Source organism: Cellulomonas sp. NPDC057328 (genome assembly GCF_042667215.1).
Classification (GTDB): Bacteria; Actinomycetota; Actinomycetes; order Actinomycetales; family Cellulomonadaceae; genus Cellulomonas.
In genome coordinates this window covers 19,064-38,873 of sequence record NZ_JBHUZW010000028.1, presented here as the reverse complement: position 1 = coordinate 38,873, position 19,810 = coordinate 19,064, and the positions used below count along the sequence as shown (strand labels likewise).

The 19,810-nt window shown below is 77.5% G+C and carries 13 protein-coding genes and 2 tRNA genes; 4 read left to right on the top strand and 11 right to left on the bottom strand.

Going from position 1 to position 19,810, the window contains the following annotated elements; genetic code table 11:
* Positions 1-48 precede the first annotated feature (48 nt).
* Positions 49-2,418, bottom strand: a complete 2,370-nt coding sequence (locus ACFUMH_RS07595; protein WP_378202822.1) for a glycoside hydrolase family 3 N-terminal domain-containing protein — start codon at positions 2,416-2,418, stop codon at positions 49-51.
* A gap of 33 nt (positions 2,419-2,451) precedes the next feature.
* The gene (locus ACFUMH_RS07590) at positions 2,452-4,806 is read right to left on the bottom strand and encodes a glycoside hydrolase family 3 N-terminal domain-containing protein (RefSeq protein ID WP_378202819.1); all 2,355 of its coding nucleotides are present in this window, start codon (positions 4,804-4,806) and stop codon (positions 2,452-2,454) included.
* 208 nt (positions 4,807-5,014) lie between these two features.
* On the opposite strand from ACFUMH_RS07590, the gene ACFUMH_RS07585 reads away from it, so the two are divergent.
* Entirely contained in the window at positions 5,015-5,518 is a 504-nt protein-coding gene (locus ACFUMH_RS07585; protein ID WP_378202828.1) for a GNAT family N-acetyltransferase, read from the top strand.
* 9 nt (positions 5,519-5,527) lie between these two features.
* Here the strand turns inward: ACFUMH_RS07585 and ACFUMH_RS07580 are convergent, their stop codons facing one another.
* Positions 5,528-8,494 (bottom strand): response regulator, encoded by a 2,967-nt coding sequence (locus ACFUMH_RS07580; RefSeq protein ID WP_378202816.1) that lies wholly within the window; start codon positions 8,492-8,494, stop codon positions 5,528-5,530.
* 108 nt (positions 8,495-8,602) lie between these two features.
* Entirely contained in the window at positions 8,603-10,390 is a 1,788-nt protein-coding gene (locus ACFUMH_RS07575; protein ID WP_378202813.1) for a glycoside hydrolase family 6 protein, read from the bottom strand.
* Between the two features lie 266 nt (positions 10,391-10,656).
* Between ACFUMH_RS07575 and ACFUMH_RS07570 the strand changes: the two genes are divergently transcribed.
* Positions 10,657-11,466 (top strand): hypothetical protein, encoded by an 810-nt coding sequence (locus tag ACFUMH_RS07570; protein WP_378202810.1) that lies wholly within the window; start codon positions 10,657-10,659, stop codon positions 11,464-11,466.
* A gap of 74 nt (positions 11,467-11,540) precedes the next feature.
* Here the strand turns inward: ACFUMH_RS07570 and ACFUMH_RS07565 are convergent.
* Positions 11,541-11,613: transfer RNA gene (locus ACFUMH_RS07565), tRNA-Arg, on the bottom strand.
* Between the two features lie 459 nt (positions 11,614-12,072).
* On the opposite strand from ACFUMH_RS07565, the gene ACFUMH_RS07560 reads away from it, so the two are divergent.
* Positions 12,073-13,869, top strand: coding sequence for a ricin-type beta-trefoil lectin domain protein (locus ACFUMH_RS07560; protein ID WP_378202807.1), 1,797 nt, complete (start codon positions 12,073-12,075; stop codon positions 13,867-13,869).
* A 98-nt stretch (positions 13,870-13,967) separates the two neighbouring features.
* Here the strand turns inward: ACFUMH_RS07560 and ACFUMH_RS07555 are convergent, their stop codons facing one another.
* The gene (locus tag ACFUMH_RS07555) at positions 13,968-14,549 is read right to left on the bottom strand and encodes a GNAT family N-acetyltransferase (RefSeq protein ID WP_378202804.1); all 582 of its coding nucleotides are present in this window, start codon (positions 14,547-14,549) and stop codon (positions 13,968-13,970) included.
* A 1-nt stretch (position 14,550) separates the two neighbouring features.
* A complete protein-coding gene (locus ACFUMH_RS07550; protein WP_378202801.1) occupies positions 14,551-15,273 on the bottom strand; it encodes an alpha/beta fold hydrolase in 723 nt (240 codons plus the stop codon).
* Positions 15,274-15,377: 104 nt separating this feature from the next.
* Here ACFUMH_RS07550 and ACFUMH_RS07545 point away from each other — a divergent pair, with 104 nt between their 5' ends.
* Positions 15,378-16,430, top strand: a complete 1,053-nt coding sequence (locus ACFUMH_RS07545) for a helix-turn-helix transcriptional regulator (protein WP_378202798.1) — start codon at positions 15,378-15,380, stop codon at positions 16,428-16,430.
* On the opposite strand, the gene ACFUMH_RS07540 is transcribed toward ACFUMH_RS07545, so the two are convergent.
* The 4 genes from ACFUMH_RS07540 to ACFUMH_RS07525 form a co-directional block, all read right to left on the bottom strand.
* A tRNA-Ser gene (locus ACFUMH_RS07540) sits at positions 16,412-16,501 on the bottom strand. The two genes, ACFUMH_RS07545 and ACFUMH_RS07540, sit on opposite strands and share 19 nt — an antisense overlap.
* 83 nt (positions 16,502-16,584) lie before the next feature.
* Complete coding sequence (locus tag ACFUMH_RS07535) at positions 16,585-17,862, bottom strand: threonine/serine exporter ThrE family protein (RefSeq protein ID WP_378202795.1); 1,278 nt, start codon at positions 17,860-17,862, stop codon at positions 16,585-16,587.
* Positions 17,863-18,059: 197 nt separating this feature from the next.
* Positions 18,060-19,337 carry a hypothetical protein gene (locus tag ACFUMH_RS07530; protein WP_378202792.1) on the bottom strand — a complete coding sequence of 426 codons (1,278 nt, stop codon included), beginning with the start codon at positions 19,335-19,337 and terminating at the stop codon, positions 18,060-18,062.
* A 167-nt stretch (positions 19,338-19,504) separates the two neighbouring features.
* Positions 19,505-19,795 carry a hypothetical protein gene (locus ACFUMH_RS07525; RefSeq protein WP_378202789.1) on the bottom strand — a complete coding sequence of 97 codons (291 nt, stop codon included), beginning with the start codon at positions 19,793-19,795 and terminating at the stop codon, positions 19,505-19,507.
* Positions 19,796-19,810 lie beyond the last annotated feature (15 nt).

The window sequence follows — 19,810 nt, the reverse complement described above, 5'->3', positions numbered from 1 at the left end:
GTGGTGCGGCGCACCACCGCCCGTCGCGTCGGCGGCGCGGGCCGGGCGTCAGCGGGCGAACCGCACCCAGCTCACGTTGCCGACCTCGGCGCCGCTCGCCGGGCCGACGACCTGCAGGTACACGCGGCGCACCCCCGTCACGGACCCCGTCAGCGGCACCGTGCGCGTCTCCCAGCGCTGCCAGCCCCCGGTCGGGGTGATCGGCACCCGCGCCAGCAGCGGTCCCAGGTTCGTGTCGCGCCGCACCTCGAGCGTCCCCGACGCCGTCGCGCCGGACGCCAGGCGCACCGACACGGACCGCGGCGACGCGGCGCCGAAGTCGACGTCGAACCAGCCGACGAAGTCCCCGTGCGCGAGGTGGCCGACGGCCTGCCCGCAGCCGGTGTCGGCGCACGCCTCGACCTGCGTGCCGCGCTGGTCGTCGTAGAACGACGCGCCGAGGGTCGCGTACGGCGAGGCCGTGGCCGGGTAGCCCAGCCCGTGGCCGAGCGGGAACAGCGCGTTCTTGCCGTCGCCCGCGTTGATCGGCTGCTGCACGGCGTCGTACGGCCACGTCACGGGCAGCCGGCCGGTCGGCGGGACCGCGCCGTAGAGCACGTCGGTCACGCCGTCACCCTCGGTGCCCGGCAGCCACGCGGCGACGGCCGCGCGCACCTGGTGCAGCTCCTCGTTGACGTCGAGCGGGCGCCCGGAGAGCAGCACGAGCGTGATCGGGACACCGGCGGCCGCGACCCGGTCGATGACGGCCCGGTCGCGCGCGGACAGCCGCATGTCGCCCGCGTCGTCCCCGTGCCACTCGGCGTACGGGTCCTCCCCCACGACGACGACGGCGCTCTGGTAGCTGCCGTCGGCGGCGCTGCCGTCCGGCGAGTACGTGACCGTGCCCGTCGTCGCCGCGCGCACACCCTCGAGGACCGTCGTCCCGGGCTGGGCGTTGCCGGTCTGCCCCTGCCAGCCCAGCGTCCAGCCGCCCGACTGCCGGCCGACGTCGTCCGCCGCCACGCCCGCGACGAGCACCTTGCTCGCGCTGCGCGGCAGCGGCAGCACGCCCCAGTCGTTCTTCAGGACGACGGTGGACGCGGCGACCGCCCGGCGCGCGAGCGCCCGGTGGGCGGCCGACCCGACCTCGCCGAGCCGCGACCGGTCCGCGAACGGCGCCTCGAACAGGCCCTTGCGGAACTTCGCCGTCAGCACGCGCCGGGCCGCGTCGTCGATGCGGGACGTCGGGATCCGGCCCGCCTCGACCTCCCGGACCACGAGCGCGTGGAACTCGCGCCACTCGTCCGGGACCATGACGAGGTCGATGCCCGCGTTGATCGAGGTCCGCACGTCGTACGCCGAGATGCTGCTCGCGTCGCCGTCGAGGAAGTCGATGCCGCCGTAGTCGGAGACCACGAACCCGTCGAAGCCGAGGCGGCCCTTGAGCACGTCCGTCACCCAGTACCGCGACCCGTGGACGCGCTCGCCGGAGATCGACGAGAACGACGCCATGACGACCCCGACGCCCTCGTCGACGACCGCCCGGAACGGCGGCAGGTGCAGCGCCTCCACCTGCGCCCGCGTCAGCGCGGTGTCACCGCGGTCCACGCCGCCGGTCGTGCCGCCGTCGCCGAGGTAGTGCTTGGCGCCGGCGAGCACCGCGTCGCGGTCGGCCACCGAGGCGCCCTGGAACCCGCGCACGTACGCCGCCGAGAGGGCGGCGACCGCGGCGGGGTCCTCGCCGAACGACTCGTACGTGCGCCCCCACCGGTCGTTGCGCACCACCGCCGTGACGGGCGACCAGTTCGCGTCCATCCCGAGCGCGGTGACCTCGCGCGCGACCATGCGGCCCAGGTCCTCGACGAGCGCCGGGTCGCCGGTCGCGCCGAGGCCGATCTGGTGCGGCACGACCGTCGCGCCGCGCAGGCTGCCGAACCCGTGCACGGCGTTGACCGCGTAGAGCATCGGGATGCCCAGCCGGTTGCGCAGCGCGGAGCGCTGGTGCCCGTCGTACAGGTCCGCCCAGCCGGTCGGCGTGTTGCTCGTGGGCTCCGACGACCCCGACGAGAACCCGACCCCGACCCACCCGCTCGACAGCGCCTCCGCCGTGAGCCACTTGCGCTCGACGAGCGTCATCTGGCCGATCTTCTCGTCGAGCGTCATGCGCGCGAGGAGGTCGTCCGCGCGGGCGGCGGCCGGCAGGGCCGGGTCCCGGTACGGCGCGGTCGCGGCGGCCTGCAGGGGCGGAGCGGCGTGCGCGGGCGGGGCGGCGGGCAGCGCGAGCAGCGGCACGACGACGGCCACGGCGGCGGCGCCGGCGAGCAGGGTGCGGACGCGGGTGCGGGTCAGGACCCGGGTGCGGGTCGGGACGCGGGTGCGGGACGGGACGCGGGTGCGCGTGCGGGCGCGCGCGGCGCCCCGACGGTCGGTGGCGGTCATGGTCTCCCCCTGGTGGCGCGGCTCGTGGACGCGTCAGCGGGCGAACCGCAGCCAGCCGACGTTGCCGACCTCGGCGCCGCTCGCCGGGCCGACGACCTGCAGGTACACGCGGTGCACGCCCGTGGCGGAGCCCGTCAGCGGGACCGTGCGCGTCTCCCAGCGCTGCCACCCGCCGGTCGGCGAGATCGGCACCCGGGCCAGCAGCGGGCCGCGGTTCGTGTCCCGGCGGACCTCGAGGGTCCCGGACGCGGTCGCGCCGGACGCGACCCGCACGCTCACGCTGCGCGGCGACGTGGCGCCGAGGTCGACGTCGAACCAGCCGACGAAGTCCCCGTCCGCCAGGTGCGCCACGGCCTGCCCGCAGCCGGTGTCGGTGCACGCCTCGACCTGCGTGCCGCGCTGGTCGTCGTACAGCGCGGCGCCGATCGTCGCGTACGCCGACTGCGACGTCGGGTACCGCAGCCCGTGCCCGAGCGGGAACAGCGCGTTCTTGCCGTCGCCCGCGTTGATCGGCTGCTGCACGGCGTCGTACGGCCAGGTCACCGGCAGCGTGCCGGTCGGCAGCACGTCGCCGAACAGCACGTCGGTCACGCCGTCCCCCTCCGTGCCGGGCAGCCACGCGACGACCGCCGCGCGGACCTTGTGCAGCTCCTCGTTGACGTCGAGCGGGCGCCCCGTGAGCAGCACGAGCGTGATCGGGACGCCCGCCGCGGCGACGCGGTCGATGACGGCGCGGTCGCGGGCGGACAGGCGCATGTCGCCCGTCGCGTCGCCCTCGTACTCGGCGTACGGCTCCTCCCCGACCACCACGACCGCGCTCTGGAAGCTGCCGTCGGCGGCGCTGCCGTCCGGGGAGTACGTCACCGTGCCGGACGCCGCGGCGCGCACGCCCTCGAGGATCGTCGTCCCCGGCATCGCGTTGCCGGGCGCCCCCTGCCAGCCGAGCGTCCACCCGCCGGACTGCCGCCCGACGTCGTCCGCGGCCACGCCGGCGACCAGGATGCGGCTGGCGCTCGTCGGCAGCGGCAGCACGCCCCACTCGTTCTTCAGCACGACGACCGACCCGCGCACCGCCTCGCGCGCGACCGCCCGGTGCGCGGCCGACCCGATCTCGCCGAGCCGCCCCCGGTCGGCCAGCGGCTGCTCCAGCAGCCCCTTCGCGATCTTCGCCGTGAGCACGCGCCGCACCGCGTCGTCGATGCGCGACACCGGGATGCGCCCGGCCTGCACCTCCGCCACGGCCACGGAGCGGAAGTGCTGCCAGTCGTCCGGGACCATGACGACGTCGACGCCCGCGTTGATCGCGGTGCGCACGTCGTAGCCCGACACGTCGTACCGGTCGCCGTCGAGGTAGTCGATGCCGCCGTAGTCGGAGATCACGACGCCGCCGAAGCGCAGCTCGCCCTTGAGCACGTCCGTGATCCACCGCCGCGAGCCGTGCACACGCTCGCCGCGGATCGAGGAGTAGCTGACCATCACCGTCGCCGCGCCCGCGTCGACGGCGGCCCGGAACGGCGGCAGGTGCACCGCGCGGACCTGCGCGTCCGTGAGCGCCGCGTCGCCGCGGTCCTCGCCGCCCGTGGTGCCGCCGTCGGCGAGGTAGTGCTTCGCGTTGGCGAGGACCTGGTCGCGGTCCGCCACCGACGCGCCCTGCAGGCCGCGGACCAGCGCCGCGGAGAGCGTCGAGACGGCCGCCGGGTCCTCGCCGAACGACTCGTACGTGCGCCCCCACCGGTCGTCCCGCGCGACGGCGACCACCGGCGAGAAGTTCAGGTCGACGCCCATCGCCGACAGCTCGCGCGCCACGACGTCGCCCACGCGCCCCACCACGGCGGGGTCGTGCGTCGCGCCGAGCCCGATCTGGTGCGGGACGACCGTCGCGCCCGGCAGGTTGCCGAACCCGTGCACCGCGTCCGCGGCAAACAGCATCGGCACGCCGAGCCGGCTCGAGAGCGCCGCGCGCTGCAGCGTGTCGTACCGGTCGGCCCACCCCGTCGGCGTGTTCGGCGACACCGTGGAGCTGCCGCCGGCGAACACGAAGCCGACGCCGCCGCCCGACAGGGCGCCCGAGGTGATCCACCGGGTGCCGACCATCGTCATCTGGCCGATCTTCTCGTTCAGGCTCATGCGCGAGAGCAGGTCCTGGGCCCGCGTCGCGACCGGCAGCGCGGGGTCGAGGTAGGGCGGGACGGCGGCGGCCTCGGCCGCGGGAGCCGGGACGGTGGCCGGGTCGGCGACCGCGGCGGTGGCCGGGTCGGTGACCGGGTCCGTCACGGCGTCGGTCGCGCCCGCGGCCGGCAGCGTGGCCGGCAGGACGAGCAGCGCGGCGCAGGCCGCGACGGTGAGGGTCCGCGTGCGCAGGGCACGCCGACGGTCGGTGGTTGGCATGGCACCCCCCTGGTGCGGCGGCGTCGTGCCGCCGGTGTCGCCGTGCCCGACGGTAGAGGTTCGGCACGGATGCGTACAGAGCGGACGAGTCGGGCAGGGGTCCGGGACCCCGTGCCGTCGCGCCCCCGCGGAGCCGCTGCGGCAGCATGTCGGCGTGACCGACGCCCCCTCCCCCGCCCCCGCGCCCGCCGGCGTCCGCGTCGTCCCCATGACCGCCGCGCACTGGCCGGAGGTCCGCGACGTCTACGCCCTGGGCATCGCGACCGGCGAGTCCACGCTCGAGCCGGAGCCGCCCGACTGGGAGCGGTTCGACGCCGCGAAGCTGCCCGAGCACCGCCTCGTCGCGGTCGACGACGCCGGCACCCTGCGCGGCACCGACCGCGTGCTCGGCTGGGTGGCCGTGAGCCCGACGTCCGAGCGGGCCGTGTACGCCGGCGTCGTCGAGGTGTCCGTCTACGTGCACCCCGACGCGCACGGCCGCGGCGTGGGTCGCACGCTGCTGACCGCGCTGCTGGACTCCGCGGACCGCGGCGGGATATGGACCGTGCAGGCCGGCGTCTTCCCCGAGAACACGGCGAGCGTCGCGCTGCACACGTCCGTCGGCTTCCGCGTCGTCGGCCGGCGCGAGCGGCTGGGGCGCATGACCCACGGGCCCCGCGCGGGCACGTGGCGCGACGTGCTCCTCCTCGAACGCCGCCGCGCGGACGACTGACCGGCGCCGTCAGGGCGTGCGGACCGCCGCGACGACCTCGTCCGCCGCCGCCGTGACCGCCGCCAGCGTGCCGGCGTCCGGCAGCCGGCCGGCGCGCGCGTCCCGCTCGACGGCCCGCAGCAGGTGCGCGAGCGGCAGCGCGCCGAGCGCCGCGCACCCGCCGACCCACCGGTGCGCGACCGTCGCCGCGCGCGACGCGTCGCCCTCCCGCGCGGCGTCCGCGAGCGCGGCCGTGCCGGCGGCGCACTCGGCGACGAACCCGTCGAGCAGCCGCTCGTCCGACTCGGCGTCCACCTCCCGCGCCATCGCGAGCAGGCGGAGGTCGACGACGGGCGCCCCGTCGGCCTCGGCGTCGACCGGGCTCGACGCGTCCTCGTCCTCCCGCTCCCCCGGCGCCCACGCGCGCGGCGTGATCCGCGCGAGCACGCGCGCGAGGTCGTCGCTGCGGAACGGCTTGGTGAGGAAGTCGTCCATGCCGGCCTGCGCGGCGGCGCGCTGGTCCTGCGCGGTGGCGCTCGCGGTGAGCGCCACGACGACGGGCTGGTGGGCGCCGGCGCCGCGGGCGCGGATCGCGCGCGTCGCCTCGAGCCCGTCGAGCACGGGCATGTGGATGTCCATGAGGACGGCGTCGAACCGCTCGTCGGCGGTGCGGGCGACGGCCTGCGCACCGTCGTCGGCCGTCGCGACGTCGTGGCCCATGCGGGCGAGCATGCGCTGCGCCATGGTGCGGTTCACGGCGTTGTCCTCGACGACGAGCACGCGCAGCGACGCACCGGCGGGGCGCGGGGTCGCGGGGCGCGGCTCGGACCGCCGGCCGGCGACGACGTCCGTGACGACGCGCCGCAGGTCGGCGGCGCGCACGGGCTTGGTCAGCAGCGCCGCGAACGGCGCGCGCTCGTCGGTCGTGAGGACGTCGCCGAGACTGCTGAGCAGCACGAGGGGGACGCCGGACCACCGTGGCTGCGCCCGCAGCCGCGCGGCCGCCTGCGCGCCGCTGAGACCGGGCAGCTTCATGTCCAGCACGGCGAGGTCGGGACGCGGGACGTGCGGCAGCGCGTCGAGCAGCTCCTCCGCCGACGCGTACGCGCGGCACGTGAGCCCCCACCGGTCGAGCTGCTGCACGAGGATCCGCCGGTTGGTCGCGTTGTCCTCGACGACGACGGCGGTGCGGCCGCGCAGGACGGCGGGCGTGGTGGACGCGGGCGCCGGCGCGGGCACCTCGGGCAGCACGACCGTGAACGCGAACGTCGACCCGCGGCCCACCTGCGACTCGACGGTGAGGTCGCCGCCCATGAGCTCGACGATCGCGCGGCTGATCGCGAGCCCCAGGCCGGTGCCGCCGTACCGGCGCGTGGTGGACGCGTCGACCTGGCTGAACTGCCGGAACAGCCGGTCGAGCCGGTCCGGCGGGATGCCGATGCCGTCGTCGGCGACCGCGAACCGCAGCGCCCCGGGCGCCGCGGGGTCCGGGGCCACGCGCACGACGACGTCGCCGTCGTGCGTGAACTTCACGGCGTTCCCGACCAGGTTGACGAGGACCTGCCGCAGCCGGGTGTCGTCGCCGTGCACCCACGCGGGGCACGCGGGGTCGACGTCGACGACGAGCGCGACGCCGGACGCGTCGGCGGCGTGCGCGAGCAGGCTCACGGAGTCGTCCACCGCGGCGGTGAGGTCGAACGCGTGGTCCTCGAGCACCAGGCCGCCGGCCTCGAGCTTCGACAGGTCGAGCACGTTGTTGATGAGGTCGAGCAGCAGGTTGCCGCTGAGCCGCACGGTGTGCGCGTACTCGCGCTGCTCGTCGTCGAGGTCGGTCTCAAGCAGCAGGCCGGTCATCCCGATGACGGCGTTCATGGGCGTACGGATCTCGTGGCTCATGTTGGCGAGGAACGCGCTCTTGGCGTTGGCCGCGGCGACCGCGTGCTCGTGCGCCTCGACCAGCGAGCGGTTGAGCGCGCGCTCCTTGCGGCCGATGCGCTGCGCCCAGCGGACGGCGATGACGAGCCGTCCCGTGCCGGCCGCGAGCGTGGCCGTGGCCGCCGCCTGCGCGAGCGGCGCGACGGGCGCGACGAGGTCGAGCGCGAGGACCACCAGCGCGGCGACGAGGAACGACAGCGGCATGCCGAGGCTCGGCAGGGGACGGGTCGTGCCCGGCGGCAGCGGCCCGGACATCCACGCGCCCGCGGCGACGACGAGCAGGCCGGCGCTCGTCACGAGGTCCGCGGGGTCCGCGCCGCCCACGACGGTCCACCCTGCCCGCGCGGTGGCGAGGGTCGGCGACGCGGACAGCAGCGCGAACCCGGCGGCGAGCGTCCACCACGCGGGCGACGGTCGCGCCGCGAGCGCCACGAGCCCGCCGACGAGCGCCGACAGCATGAGCAGCGGCCCGACCAGGTGCACGAGGGTGAGCCACGGCGTGCCGCCGCCGTCGGGGCCGGGCACGACGAGCACCGCCCCGACCGCGAACAGGCCGCACGCGGCGATGGCGGTGTCGAGCCACACCACGGGCGCGCGCACGACGAGCCGGTCCGAGACGATCGCGACGACGCACGCCACCGCGAGCCCGTAGTAGACGACCGGCAGCACCACCGCGGCGGCCGTGACCGCCGGCGCGTCGGCCCGCACGGGCGCGAGCGTCGCCGCGAACTCGCTCACCGGGTGCAGCACGAGCGCGGCCGACATCAGCACCCACGCGCGCCGCTCGGCACGCACGCGCACGGCCCGCGCGACGACGAGCCCGGCCGCGAGCAGCTCGACCGCCACGTACACGGACGTCGCGACGGCGGCGCCCGCGCCGCCGGGCCGCAGCAGACTGCCCAGCCCGGCGAGCACGAGGACCACCGCACCGACGACGAGCGCGCCCCGCACGGGCACGGGCACCCGGCCGGGGAGCCCGTCGGCGGCGGGCGGGTCGTCGGCGCCCGGACGCGCGCCGGCGACGGACCCGTCACCGGCGGCGGGCGGGTGCGTCGACGTCACGGGCTCTCCAGCGGCGGTGCGGGCGGGTCCGCGGGCGCGGTCACCGACCTCCCAGCGTCCGACGGCGCACCACCGCCGTCAAACGGGGGCGCGGCAGCCGGGTGACGCTCACCAGTCCGCGCGCGCGGCGAGGCCGAGCGTGTACTCCTCCCAGAACCGCCCCGCCGGCGGGCCGCCGCGGCACGTGCCGTCGGAGAGCCCGACGGTCTTCACCCACAGGTCGGCGACGTGCGGACCGGTGCCCGTCGCGCCGGGGCGGGCGCCGAGAGCGCGGCCGGGCGGGTTGCACCACTCGGTGCCCTCCTCGCCCGCGAGCGGCCCGTTGCCGTTGCGGGACGTGTCGACGACGAACGCCGCACCGCCCAGGAGCGCCGACAGGTACCGCCCGTAGGCGACCTCGTGCTCGCTGCGCTGGAAGTTCGCGGTGTTGACGGCGAACCCGGCGGCCCGGTCGACGCCCGCGGCGCGCAGCCGCAGCGCCATGTCGCGCAGCGCGTCGGCGCTCCAGCCGAAGCTGTTGCTGCTCGCCGCGTCGAGGTACACCTCGGCACCGGCGGCCACGTACGCGTCGACGGAGTGCCGCAGGACCTCGAGGCGTGCGTCGCGGTCGCCGCACCGCTCGAGGTGCAGCAGGGCGTCGGGCTCGACGACGACGACGGCGCGCGCGCCGGCCAGCCCGGCCGCGACGTCGTCCGCCCACGCCGCGTACTCCTCGTGCGTCGTGAGCCCGCCGGCGGAGTGGCTGCCGCAGTCGCGGTCGGGGATCGCGTACGTCACGAGCACGGGCGTGCGGCCGGCCGCGCGGGCGGCGTCGACCCAGGCGCGGACGTCCGCCGCCGTGTCGGTCGGGCCGAGCCAGCGCGCGGAGACGTGCGCCGCCGCCTTGTCGAGCAGGTCGGCGTCCTCGTCGCGTCCCTCCTCGCGGGCGGTGCGGGCGGCGCGCGCGGCGGCCGAGGACGGGTCGACGTACGGCGGCGCGTCCGCGAGCACCGTGGTCCACGCGGGCGCGTCGGAGCCGGCGTTCTGCGGACGTGCCGCGTCCGCGTCGTCCGGGCGCGGCAGGGGGTCCGGCAGCGGCAGCCCGACGACGGTGGGCGCGCGCTCGCCGGGCAGCGCGGGCGTCGACCACACCGCGCGGCCGTCGGGGCCGACGAGGTACGCGCGCCCGTGGTCCTTGACGACGAGCCGCGCGCCCGGCGCCGCCGTCCCCGTCGACCACGCCACCGTGCCGTCGGGGCCGACGAGCCGCACGTCGCCGTCGGCCGTGACGGTCGCGTGGACGCCCGCCGGTGCGGCCGGCGCCGCCCACAGCAGGTCGTCGCCGGCCCGCAGCGTGAACGTGCCGTCCTCGCCGACGCCGAGCCGCACGCGCCCGTCGCCGCTGACGACGTGCTCGCCGGGCAGCAGCACGCCGCCGCCCGGGACGCGGTCCGCCGGCTGCGTGCGCAGCGCCGGGCCGTCCGTCGTGCTCGCCCACACGTCCGCGCCGGCCTCGTCGACCGTGCGCACCGTGCCGTCCGCCGCGAGCACCGTGCGCGCACCGGGGGCCTCGACGCCGGTGTCCCACAGCACGTCGTCGTCCGCCGCGAGGACCTGCAGCGCCCCCGACCCCCGCTGCACGAGCCGCGCCCCGGGGTGCCCGGCGGTGCCGGTGTGCCACCGGACCCGCCCGCCGGTGCGCAGCACGACGTCACCGTCCGGCTGCACGGCCAGCTCGGCGTCGCCCGCCGCGTGCAGGGCGTCGCCGGGGCCGAGCTCCTGCCCGCCCTCAAGGGCGTCCGCGGGCGCGGGCGTGCGCGCCGGCGACGGCAGCGTCAGCGCCAGGACCGCGACGACGACGGCGGCGACCGCGACGGCGAGCAGGCGGACGCGCGGTCCGCGGGAGGTGGGCGGCATCTCCGTCCTCGGGGTCGTGGGGATCGGCCTCGGCGTGCACGCGGGCGGGGCTCGCCACCCCGGCCGGCCGGCGCTCGACCGCGGCCGCCGACCCCACCATGCTCGCCCACGCGCGGGCCGTCGGACGACATCGGGCGACGGGTCCGCACGGGATCACACCCGCACCCGTGCGCGGTCGTGGCGACGACGCAGCGACGCGGTACGCGTCGTCGCGTATCACGGCCGCAGCCGGGTGATCTTCCTCAGGGACGGCAGGAGGGGTGGCCATGGACGACGCGCGCGGACGCACGACGGCTCGCCGGCGCCGCACCCGCGCCGTCGGCGTCGTCGTCGCGGCCCTCGGGTTCGTGGCTGCGTGCGGCGCACCGGCGGACGTGGGCGCGCCGCCGGACGACGCTGCTCCCCCACCCACGGCGGACCCCGACCCCAGCCCCGGGGCACCGGCACCCGGCGCGCCGGGCGCGGAGCCGCCGGACGACGGTGCGCCGCCGACCACGGGTGCCGGTGCGCTCGACCGGTTCCTGGAGGCGTGCACGAGCGAGCTGAGCGAGTGGCGTGAGGGCCGGCTGGACTACCCCGCCGTGCTCGAGGTCGACCTCGGTGACAGCGTCACGTACTCGGCCGTGCTCGACGTGTCGGACGCGCCGCCCCCGGACCCGCAGGCACCGGGCCCCGCCCCGACGTCGGCGCCCCTGCACGTCCGGTGCGCGGTCTCCGCGCGGCTGGTCTCGCTGGGCGACGGCCTCCACGTGGTGGACGAGGCGTGGGTGGACCGGTCGTTCACCCCGTCCGGCGTCGTGGGGTGGTCGTGGGAGGTGCGCGCCGACGAGCCCGGTGACGACGACGTCCGCATCGAGCTGCGCCCCGCGGTCGCCGTGGGCGACGACGTCGTCCTGGGCTCGGCCGTCGCCGAGTACGTCACCGCGGTGGACGTGCGCACCCCCTTCATGCGGTCCCTCGGCGACTGGTGGTCGCAGTACTGGGCGACCGTGGCGCTCGTCGCGGGCGGCGTCGGCGCCGCGGTCCTCGGCGTCCGGAGGTGGTGGGGCCAGGTGCGGTCCGGCACCGGTGGCTGACGCGACCGTGGCGCTCGTGCAGGGGGACGACGAAGGCCCGGCACCGTGACGGTGCCGGGCCCTCGATCCTGCTGCGCGCCCGAAGGGACTCGAACCCCCAACCTTCTGATCCGTAGTCAGATGCTCTATCCGTTGAGCTACGGGCGCGTGGCCGTTGCGGGCCGCAGAGAACATTACAGGCTCCGGCGCGCGGTCCCAAACGCGATGCCCCGACTGCGACGGAGGTCACGCCACGGGCGTCCCCCGTCGGCACGGCGCCTCCGCCGCAGGAGGGCCGGAGCCACTCTCGCGAGCCGGCCCGCAGCGGGCTCCCGGACCCGTGTGGGCCCCGTGAAGAACTGGGACACACCCGGAGGATCCGGGCGTCACCGCGTTAGCGTCCGAGAGATCGCGGGGCACGGGTCCGCACACCCGTGCCCGCCGGGTGCCGTCGCAGGGGGCGGCCGACGAGAGGAGAGATCCATGTCGGTGACGAGGTGGGCGCGCGCGCCCCGGGACGGGACAGCACCCCGTGCCGCACGCGGCAGCCGCAGCCGGGGACGCCCCGGCCGGAGCCCCGGACGGCTCGCCGCACTAGGGCGACGCGTCCTCGCGGCAGGTGTCGCCGTGACGACGACGGCGGGGCTCGCCGCGGTGACGGCCCCGCCGGCGGCCGCCGTCCCCGCGGACGGCGTCATGCCGTTCGCGAGCTACAACGTGCAGGGCGCCCTGAACGGCGAACGGTGGATCACGGACATCGCGCCGCTCGTCCGCGACTTCCCCGTCGTCGCCCTCCAGGAGGCCGGCATGGGTCCGCCGCTGCCGCCGCCGCCGCCCCGCGCACCGTCGTCGACGACCGGCATCACCCACATCCCGGTGCCCCGCAGCGACCCGGCCCTGCCCGGGCAGGTCACCCACAGCACGTGGCGGGTCGGCACGTCCCGCTCGGCCGTGCAGGACGTCCACGTCTACTTCCTCCAGACGCACGTCAACCGCCACGTCGCGCCGGACGGGTCCGAGACGTTCAGCTTCACCGGCGGGCGGGTCAACCTCGCGATGGTCACGCACGCGCCCGCAGAGGAGGTGCGCGTCATCGAGAACCCCGCCTGGCGGGTCGACGAGACCGACGCCTACCGCTCCCGCCCGCTCCTGGGCGTGCGCTTCGGCAGCACCTGGTACTTCGACGTGCACGCCCGCGGCGGCGACGTGCAGGGCCTGCTCGACGAGATCCGCGCCGCCGTCCCGGACCACCAGAGCTGGGTGGTGGCCGGCGACTGGAACCTGCGCCTGCCGGCGCCGGATCCGAACCTCCCCGACCCCGACGCCGTCGCGCGCGACCGCACGCTGCACCTGCGCGATGACGAGGCGCTGGTCCGCACGGGACGGCCGACGCAGCAGTCGGGCGGTGAGATCGACTACGCCGTCACCCACGGCCTGCCGCCCTTCCACGCCGACGTGCCGGCGGGCCACGGGTCCGACCACTACCCCGTCCGGTACATGCCGGTCCCGGCGGCGCCGGCCGACACCCCGACCACGGCCACCCAGACGTACTCCTCGGTGCTCGAGAGCGCACCGACCGGTCTCCAGGTCGACCTCACCGCCGACGGGCGCGTGATCGTCCACCCCGCCCGCACCAACGACAACCAGCGGTTCCGGCAGCTGACCACCCCCGGCTTCGCGCAGGCGTTCCAGAACGTGCGCACCGGCGGGTGCATCGGGCTGCCGCACCTGCAGCGACGCGCGGAGGGCGCCCCCTCCGTCGTCGCCGAGAGCTGCGAGGACCCGCGCACCCACTGGGTCGGCGAGGACCTCGACGCGCCCGGCGGACCGGTGCAGTGGCGCAACGTCGCCGAGCCGGAGGTGTGCCTGCAGGCCCCGGACCGGCAGGGCCCGCTCACGGCCGCCGCGTGCAGCGGCGAGCAGCTGCAGCGGTTCTGGACGACGTCGGTGCGGCCCGAGAGCCGGGGGTGGGACCCCGTGTACACGGACGTGAAGCTGTACAACGTGGCGCTCGACGAGTTCCTCGACGTGTCCCGCGGCAGGAAGGGCGACAACTCCGGCGTCCAGACCCACCCGGACAAGTCGGTGGACAACCAGCTGTGGTCGCTGGAGGCCGCCGAGCCCGGGGACAACCTGGTGCGCCTGGTGGGCACCGACAGCGGTCGCTGCCTCGACGTGCAGGACAGCCACGACGCGGGCCCGGGACGCCACACGGTGATCTACGACTGCGTCGACCACGGCTCCAAGAACGACGGCCGGGGCCACCGCTGGCTGGCGGAGCTCTACGAGGACGGGTCGGTACGCCTGCGCAACGAGGCGACCCACCTGTGCCTGTCCGGCGGCACGCGCTCGCGGGCGCCCGCGACCGTCGAGGCGTGCGACGACGGCATGCGGCAGCGCTGGCTGATCACGCCGACGGGCTGAGCGCCGGTCCGCGCGAGCACGTGCGGGGGCCCGGACCCGTCGCGGTCCGGGCCCTCGTGCGCTCATGCCTCCGCGGCGCGCCACGCGGGCGGCCGACGTCACGCGGCCACGGGTGCGGGTGCGGGTGCGACCGTGCGCGAGACGACGTGCGCGTGCTTGCCGAGCCGGCGCCCGCGCACGAACCCGAGGTCCTCGAACAGCTCGACCGTGCCGCTGAACAGGAAGCGACCGTGGGCCACGCGCCCCTCCGTGACCTCGGCGATCGCCTCGACGAGCCCCCCGCCGGCGGCGGCCACCTGCGCCAGGGCGCCCTCGACCGCGAGCCGCGCGAGGCCCTGCCCGCGGTGCCGCGGGTCGACGTACACGCACGCGATGCGCCAGTCCGGGCGCGGCGGCGGCTCCTGCGCGTACGCGCGGCGGTGCTTGATGCCGGGCAGCTCGTCCGGCGTGCCCCACTGCGCCCACGCCTGCGCGCGGCCGTCGTCGTCGAGGACGAGCGCCGCGTGCGCCGCGTCGTCGAGCACGCGCGCGTGCTTGGCCGCGCGGTGGTCGACGCGCTGCCCGCACTCGGGGTGCCAGCCGATGCACCAGCACCCGCCGAAGATGCCGTTGTTGCGCTCGACGAGCTCGGCGAACGCGTCCCACGTGGACGCGTCGAGCGTCGTGACCCGCGGCGCCACGTCAGGGTCCCGCCGGGGTGCCGCTGGCTGCCGTGCCGGTGGCCGCCGCGTCGAGCAGCGCCGCGAGCTCCTCGGGGCGCGTCACCATCGGCCAGTGCCCCGAGTCGAGGTCGACGTACGTGACGTCGTGCGCGGCCGCGAGCTCGGGGACGTCGCCGGCGGCGACCCACGCGCGCGCGTCGTCGGGCGTGAACTCCGGGCAGACGACCGTGACGGGCACGGCGTGCCGGCGCGGGTCGCGCAGCCGGACGACCCCGCGGGCGACGCGCTCCGGCACGGGGGTGGTCCGGCCCGCGAGCGCGTCGCGCGCCGCCGCGTCGAGGTCGGCGGCGTCGGCGCCCTCGAACGGCTCCCACCCCGGGAACGGCATCCCCCCGTCGACGACGGGGAAGAAGTCGGCGTACGTCTCGCCGTCCGCGGACGGGAAGCCGCCCACGAGCACGACGCGACGCACCGCCTCGGGGCGCGCGTCGGCGGCCAGCCACGCGAGCGTCGCAGCGGCGGAGTGCCCGACGACCACGGGCCGGTCGGCGGCGTCGACGGTCGCCACCACCGCCGCCACCTGGTCGTCGAGCGCGGCGTCGGCGGCGCCCGGACCGGTGCCGGGTCCGGTCCCGGGCAGGTCGACCGCGACCGGCCGGTGCCCGCGCCGGCGCAGCGCGTCCGCCACCGCACCCCACTCCGCGGCGCCCAGCCACAGGCCCGCGACCAGCACGACGTCCATCCGTCCGTCCCTCCGTCGTCCCACGCCGGGCGGTGCCCCGCCCTGCCCTCGCCCCGACCGTAGGACGCCTTCCGGACGACTGGCGTCCGCATTACGGTCGACGCGTGGACGACGTGCCGGACTCCCCGCTCGGCCGGTCGCTGCGCACGCTCGACGTGCTGCAGCACGCGCCGGGCGTCACCGCCGCCGACCTGGCGTCGCGGCTCGGCGTGACGGAGCGCGCGGTCCGCCGGTACGTCGCCGCGCTGCGGGCGGCGGGCGTGCCGGTCGTCTCCGAGCGCGGCCGGCACGGGGGCTACCGGGTGGGCCGCGGGCTGCGCCTGCCGCCCGTCGTCTTCACGGAGACGGAGGCGCTCGCCCTGGTCATGGCCGTGCTGGACGGCTCCCACGCCGCCGCCGACCCCGCGACGCCCGTCGGCTCGGCGCTCGGCACGGTCATCCGCGCGCTGCCCGAGCAGGTGGGGCGCGCCGCGGCGACCGTGCGGTCGCACGCGGCGCTCGCCGCCGACCGCGACCGCGTCGCCACCGACCCCGCGACGGCGGGCGCGCTCGTCACGGCCGCGGCACGGCACCGGCGGGTGGCGCTGCGCTACCGGCAGCCCGGCGGCGCGTCGTGGGACGCCGAGGTCGACCCGTGGGCCGTGGTCGTGCGGCACCGCCGCTGGTACCTGCTGTGCCACTCGCACCGCGCCGGCGCGGTGCGTGCGCTGCGCGTCGACCGGGTCGAGGCGGTCACGGTGCTCGACGCGCCCGCGCCCGTGCCGGCGGGCCTCGACCCCGTCGCCGTCCTCGAGCGGCACCTCGGCGCGGACTGGCCGCACGCGACCCACGTGACGTTCCACGCGCCGTACGCCGCCGTGGCGCCGTGGGTCCCCGCGTCGACGGGCCACCTGACGCCCTGGGACGACGGCGCGCGCTGCGAGCTGCGCGGCAGCACCAACGACCCCGACGCGTACGCCGCCGAGCGCCTCGCGCCCGTGCCGTTCCCGATGACGGTGCACGGCGGGCCGGAGCTCGTGGCGGCGGTCGGACGGCTCGCGCGGCGGTTCGCGGCGGCCGTCGACGCGCCGCCGGACGCCCGCACCGGGGACGACGAAGGCCCCCACCGGGCGGTGCTCGGTGAGGGCCTTCGCGCGAGCGGAGACGGTGGGATTTGAACCCACGGAAGGGTTGACCCCTTCACGGCCTTAGCAGGGCCGCGCACTAGACCTGGCTATGCGACGTCTCCAGGACGAGCACAGGCTACCCGGCGCCGGTCGCGGCGCCAAAGCGGGGTCCGGCGGCGCGGACGCCGTCCCGTCCCCCGGGCCGTCAGTGCTCGAAGCCCCACTCCCGGTCGGTGACCATGCGCGCGACCGCGAGCCCCACCGCGAGGGCGGTCACGACGAGCGCCGCGGGGACGCCGTGCTCGAGCGCCTGCGTCACGTCGCCGTTGCTCAGGTGGTAGACCGCCCGGTACGCCGGCACGCCCGGCACCATGATCGTCACCGCCGGCACGTACACCGTGACGCGCGGGATGTTCAGCCGCGGCGCCGCCCACGCGGCGAGCAGCCCGACGACGAACGCCGCCGCCGCGGCCGCCGCCTGCGGGGGCCACGCGAGCTCCTGCACGGCCGCGATCCGCAGCACGTTCGGCACCGCCGCGACGCCCGCCGCGACGAGCGCCATCGTCCACGGGCTGTTGAACATCAGCGCGAACCCGAGCACGCCGACGAACGACGCGAGCACGCGCAGGCCCTGCAGCAGCACGGGGTCGAGCTCGGCCGCACGCGGCGGGTCCGGGCTGAGGCCGACGACGACCGACACGGCCCACACCGCGAACGCGGCGGACACGAAGATCATCAGCGCCCACGTGAGGCGCGCGACGCCCGCGGACAGGTCGAGCCGCGCCAGGTCCAGCGCGCCCGTGACCAGCGGGAACCCCGGCACCAGGAACAGCGCGGCCGCGACGTACCCGGTCTCGTGCGCGCCGTCGGCGATGCCGGCGAGCTCGAGCAGCGCGACGAACGCCAGGTAGCCCGTCGCCGCGAGCGCCGCCGCGAGCATCGTCACGCCGAACTGGTTGTAGCCGCGGTGCAGCAGCGTGCGCCGCAGCCCCTGGCCGAGCCCCGCACCGACCAGCGCGCCGAGCACCTCGACGGGTCCGCCGCCGTTGAGGAACGCGAACGCCGCGCACGCGACCGCCGCCCACAGCGCGTTGAGCCACACCGGGTACAGCGGCGGCCTGGCGGCGATCCGGTCGACCTCGGCGTCGACCTCGGCGACGTCCACGGGCGCGTGCGCCTCGACGCGCTGGGCCAGCCGCTCGAGCTCGGTCAGCCGGTCCGTGTTGACGCCCACGCTGCGGACCTCGGTGACCTCGGTGCGGAACGAGCGCCCCTGGTGCGACGTCGTCGTGATCTCCGTCAGCGTCACGTGCGCCTGGTGCCGCTCCACGCCGAGCGCCCGCGCCACCCGCGCCATCGACGCCTTGACGCGGTACGAGCCCGTGCCGGCCGACAGGCTCAGCCGGCCCACGCGCAGCACGGCGCCCGAGCGTCGGATGAGCGCGAGCTCGGCGTCGTCCGGTCCGGTGGGCACGGTGCCCATCATGACGGCCGTGGGCGCGCGGACGGGGGGACGTCGGGCCCTGCGGACGCCCCGGCGGTGGGCCGCCTCCCCCACCCCTGCACGGGCGGGCCGGCGATCCGCTCGGTCCCTCTCACCCGGCACGTGGCCAGGCGGTCGCGCACCTCGCCCGATCCCCGGTCCGGTCCTCGGGACGGCGGCAGGTGCGTCCGACGACGTCAGTCGGGGACGTCCGCCGCCGCGACGGCCTCGGCGGTCTCCTCCTCGCGCTCGCGCGCGCGCTCGGCCGACGCCCGGGCGCGATCGAGCTCGCGCCGCACGGCCCGGACGCCCTTCTCGCGCTCGTGCGCGGCCGTCTGCGCGGCCATCACCGCCTCGTCGACGCGCGGCAGCGCCGAGCGGGCCTCGGCGAGGCGGCGCCGCAGCTCGGCGAGCTGCCGCACGAGGTCCTCCTCGGCCCGGTACGCGTCCGCCGACGCCTCCTCGGCCTCCTCGAGCGCGGCGGCCGCGGCGCGCTCCGCCCGCGTCGCGTCCTCGTGGCGCTGCTCGAGGCGGGCGAGCTCCGCCTCGGCGTCCTCCCGGGCGGTCACCGCCTGCTCGTGGCGGCGGAGCGCACGCTCCCGCTCACGCGCAGCACGCTCCCGGGCCGCCCGGCGCTCGCGCTCGCGGTCGCGCTCGGCAGCCTCCGCCCGCACGCGCTCGGCAGCGGCGGCGCGCTCGGCAGCGTCGTCCCGGGCGCCGGTCGCGGCGTCGTCCTCGGTGGGGCCGGCGTCGTCGCGGGACGTGCGCCCGCCCCGGCGGGAGGTGCGCGTGCCGGCGTCCGACCGCGCCACGCCGTCCCCCGCAGCTGCTCCCGGGCGGCCCGTCGCGCGCCGTCGGCCGTCGCGCCCGCCCACGGGGAACGCCGTGACGACCGCCCCGCCGCCGTCCTCCGCGTCCGTGCCGTCGGCGCCCGCGTCGGTCGACGCGTCTCCCGTCGCCTCGTCGCCCGCGTCCCCCGTCGCGTCGTCGCCGGCCTGCGACGCGCCGAACCCCACGTACTCCTGCCCCTGCGTGAGGGTGCCGCTGGTGACCGCCTCGGCGACGCGCGGGTCGAGCAGCGCGGCGGTGAGGGTGCGGTCGACCTCCTGCGCGGCCGCCTCCGACACCTTCTGCCCGGCGGCCGCCGCGAGCCGCCGCGCGCGCTGGACGAGTCCGGCGACGAGCCGCCGGCGCTGCGTCGTCAGCTCGCGCAGCGCGGGCCCGTCGAGCGACCGCTCCGCCTCCTGGAGCCCCTCCCCGACGGCGCGGACCTGCCCGGCGAGGTCGGGGTCGTCGCGGACGAGCAGGTTCACGGCCCACGCGGCGAGCGTCGGCTTGCGGAGCGCGGCGATCTCGCGGGCGAGGTCCCGGTCCTTGGCGGCGCGCGCCGCGCGGACGGCGGCGTCCCGGCGCGCGACGAAGTCGGCGAGCGACCCGCCGTACAGGTCGTCGACCACCTCGTCCAGGCTGACCACGGCCCCAGCCTGCCGGACGTCCCGCCGGACGGCACCCGCCGCCCCGACGCCGTCCACCACCCGTCCACCACCCGGCCGCGGCCGTCGCCGAACCCGCGGTCGTGCAGCGGCCGGGCCGCGATCCCCTGCACGATCGCGGTGTCGCCGGCGCGGGGTCCCGACGGGTGTCAGCCGGCGTTCGGGCGGCGCGGCGGGAGCCAGCGGTTGCCGTAGCGGCGGGTCAGGCGGCCGTCGGTCGTCTCGGCCAGCTCGTCGAGCCGGGTCAGCACGGCCCACCCGACGCGGCGGGCCTCGCCGTCGCCGGTGGCCTCGAACCGCACGGTGACGCGCGCGGCGCCGCGGACGACGCCGACGTCGTGCGCCTCGACGACCGTCAGCGCACGGGCCGCGGCGACGGCCTCGGGCAGCACGTCCTGCGGCTGCGTGCCGGGCCGCAGCAGGCCCACGGTCGCGGTCACGCGGTAGGACGGCAC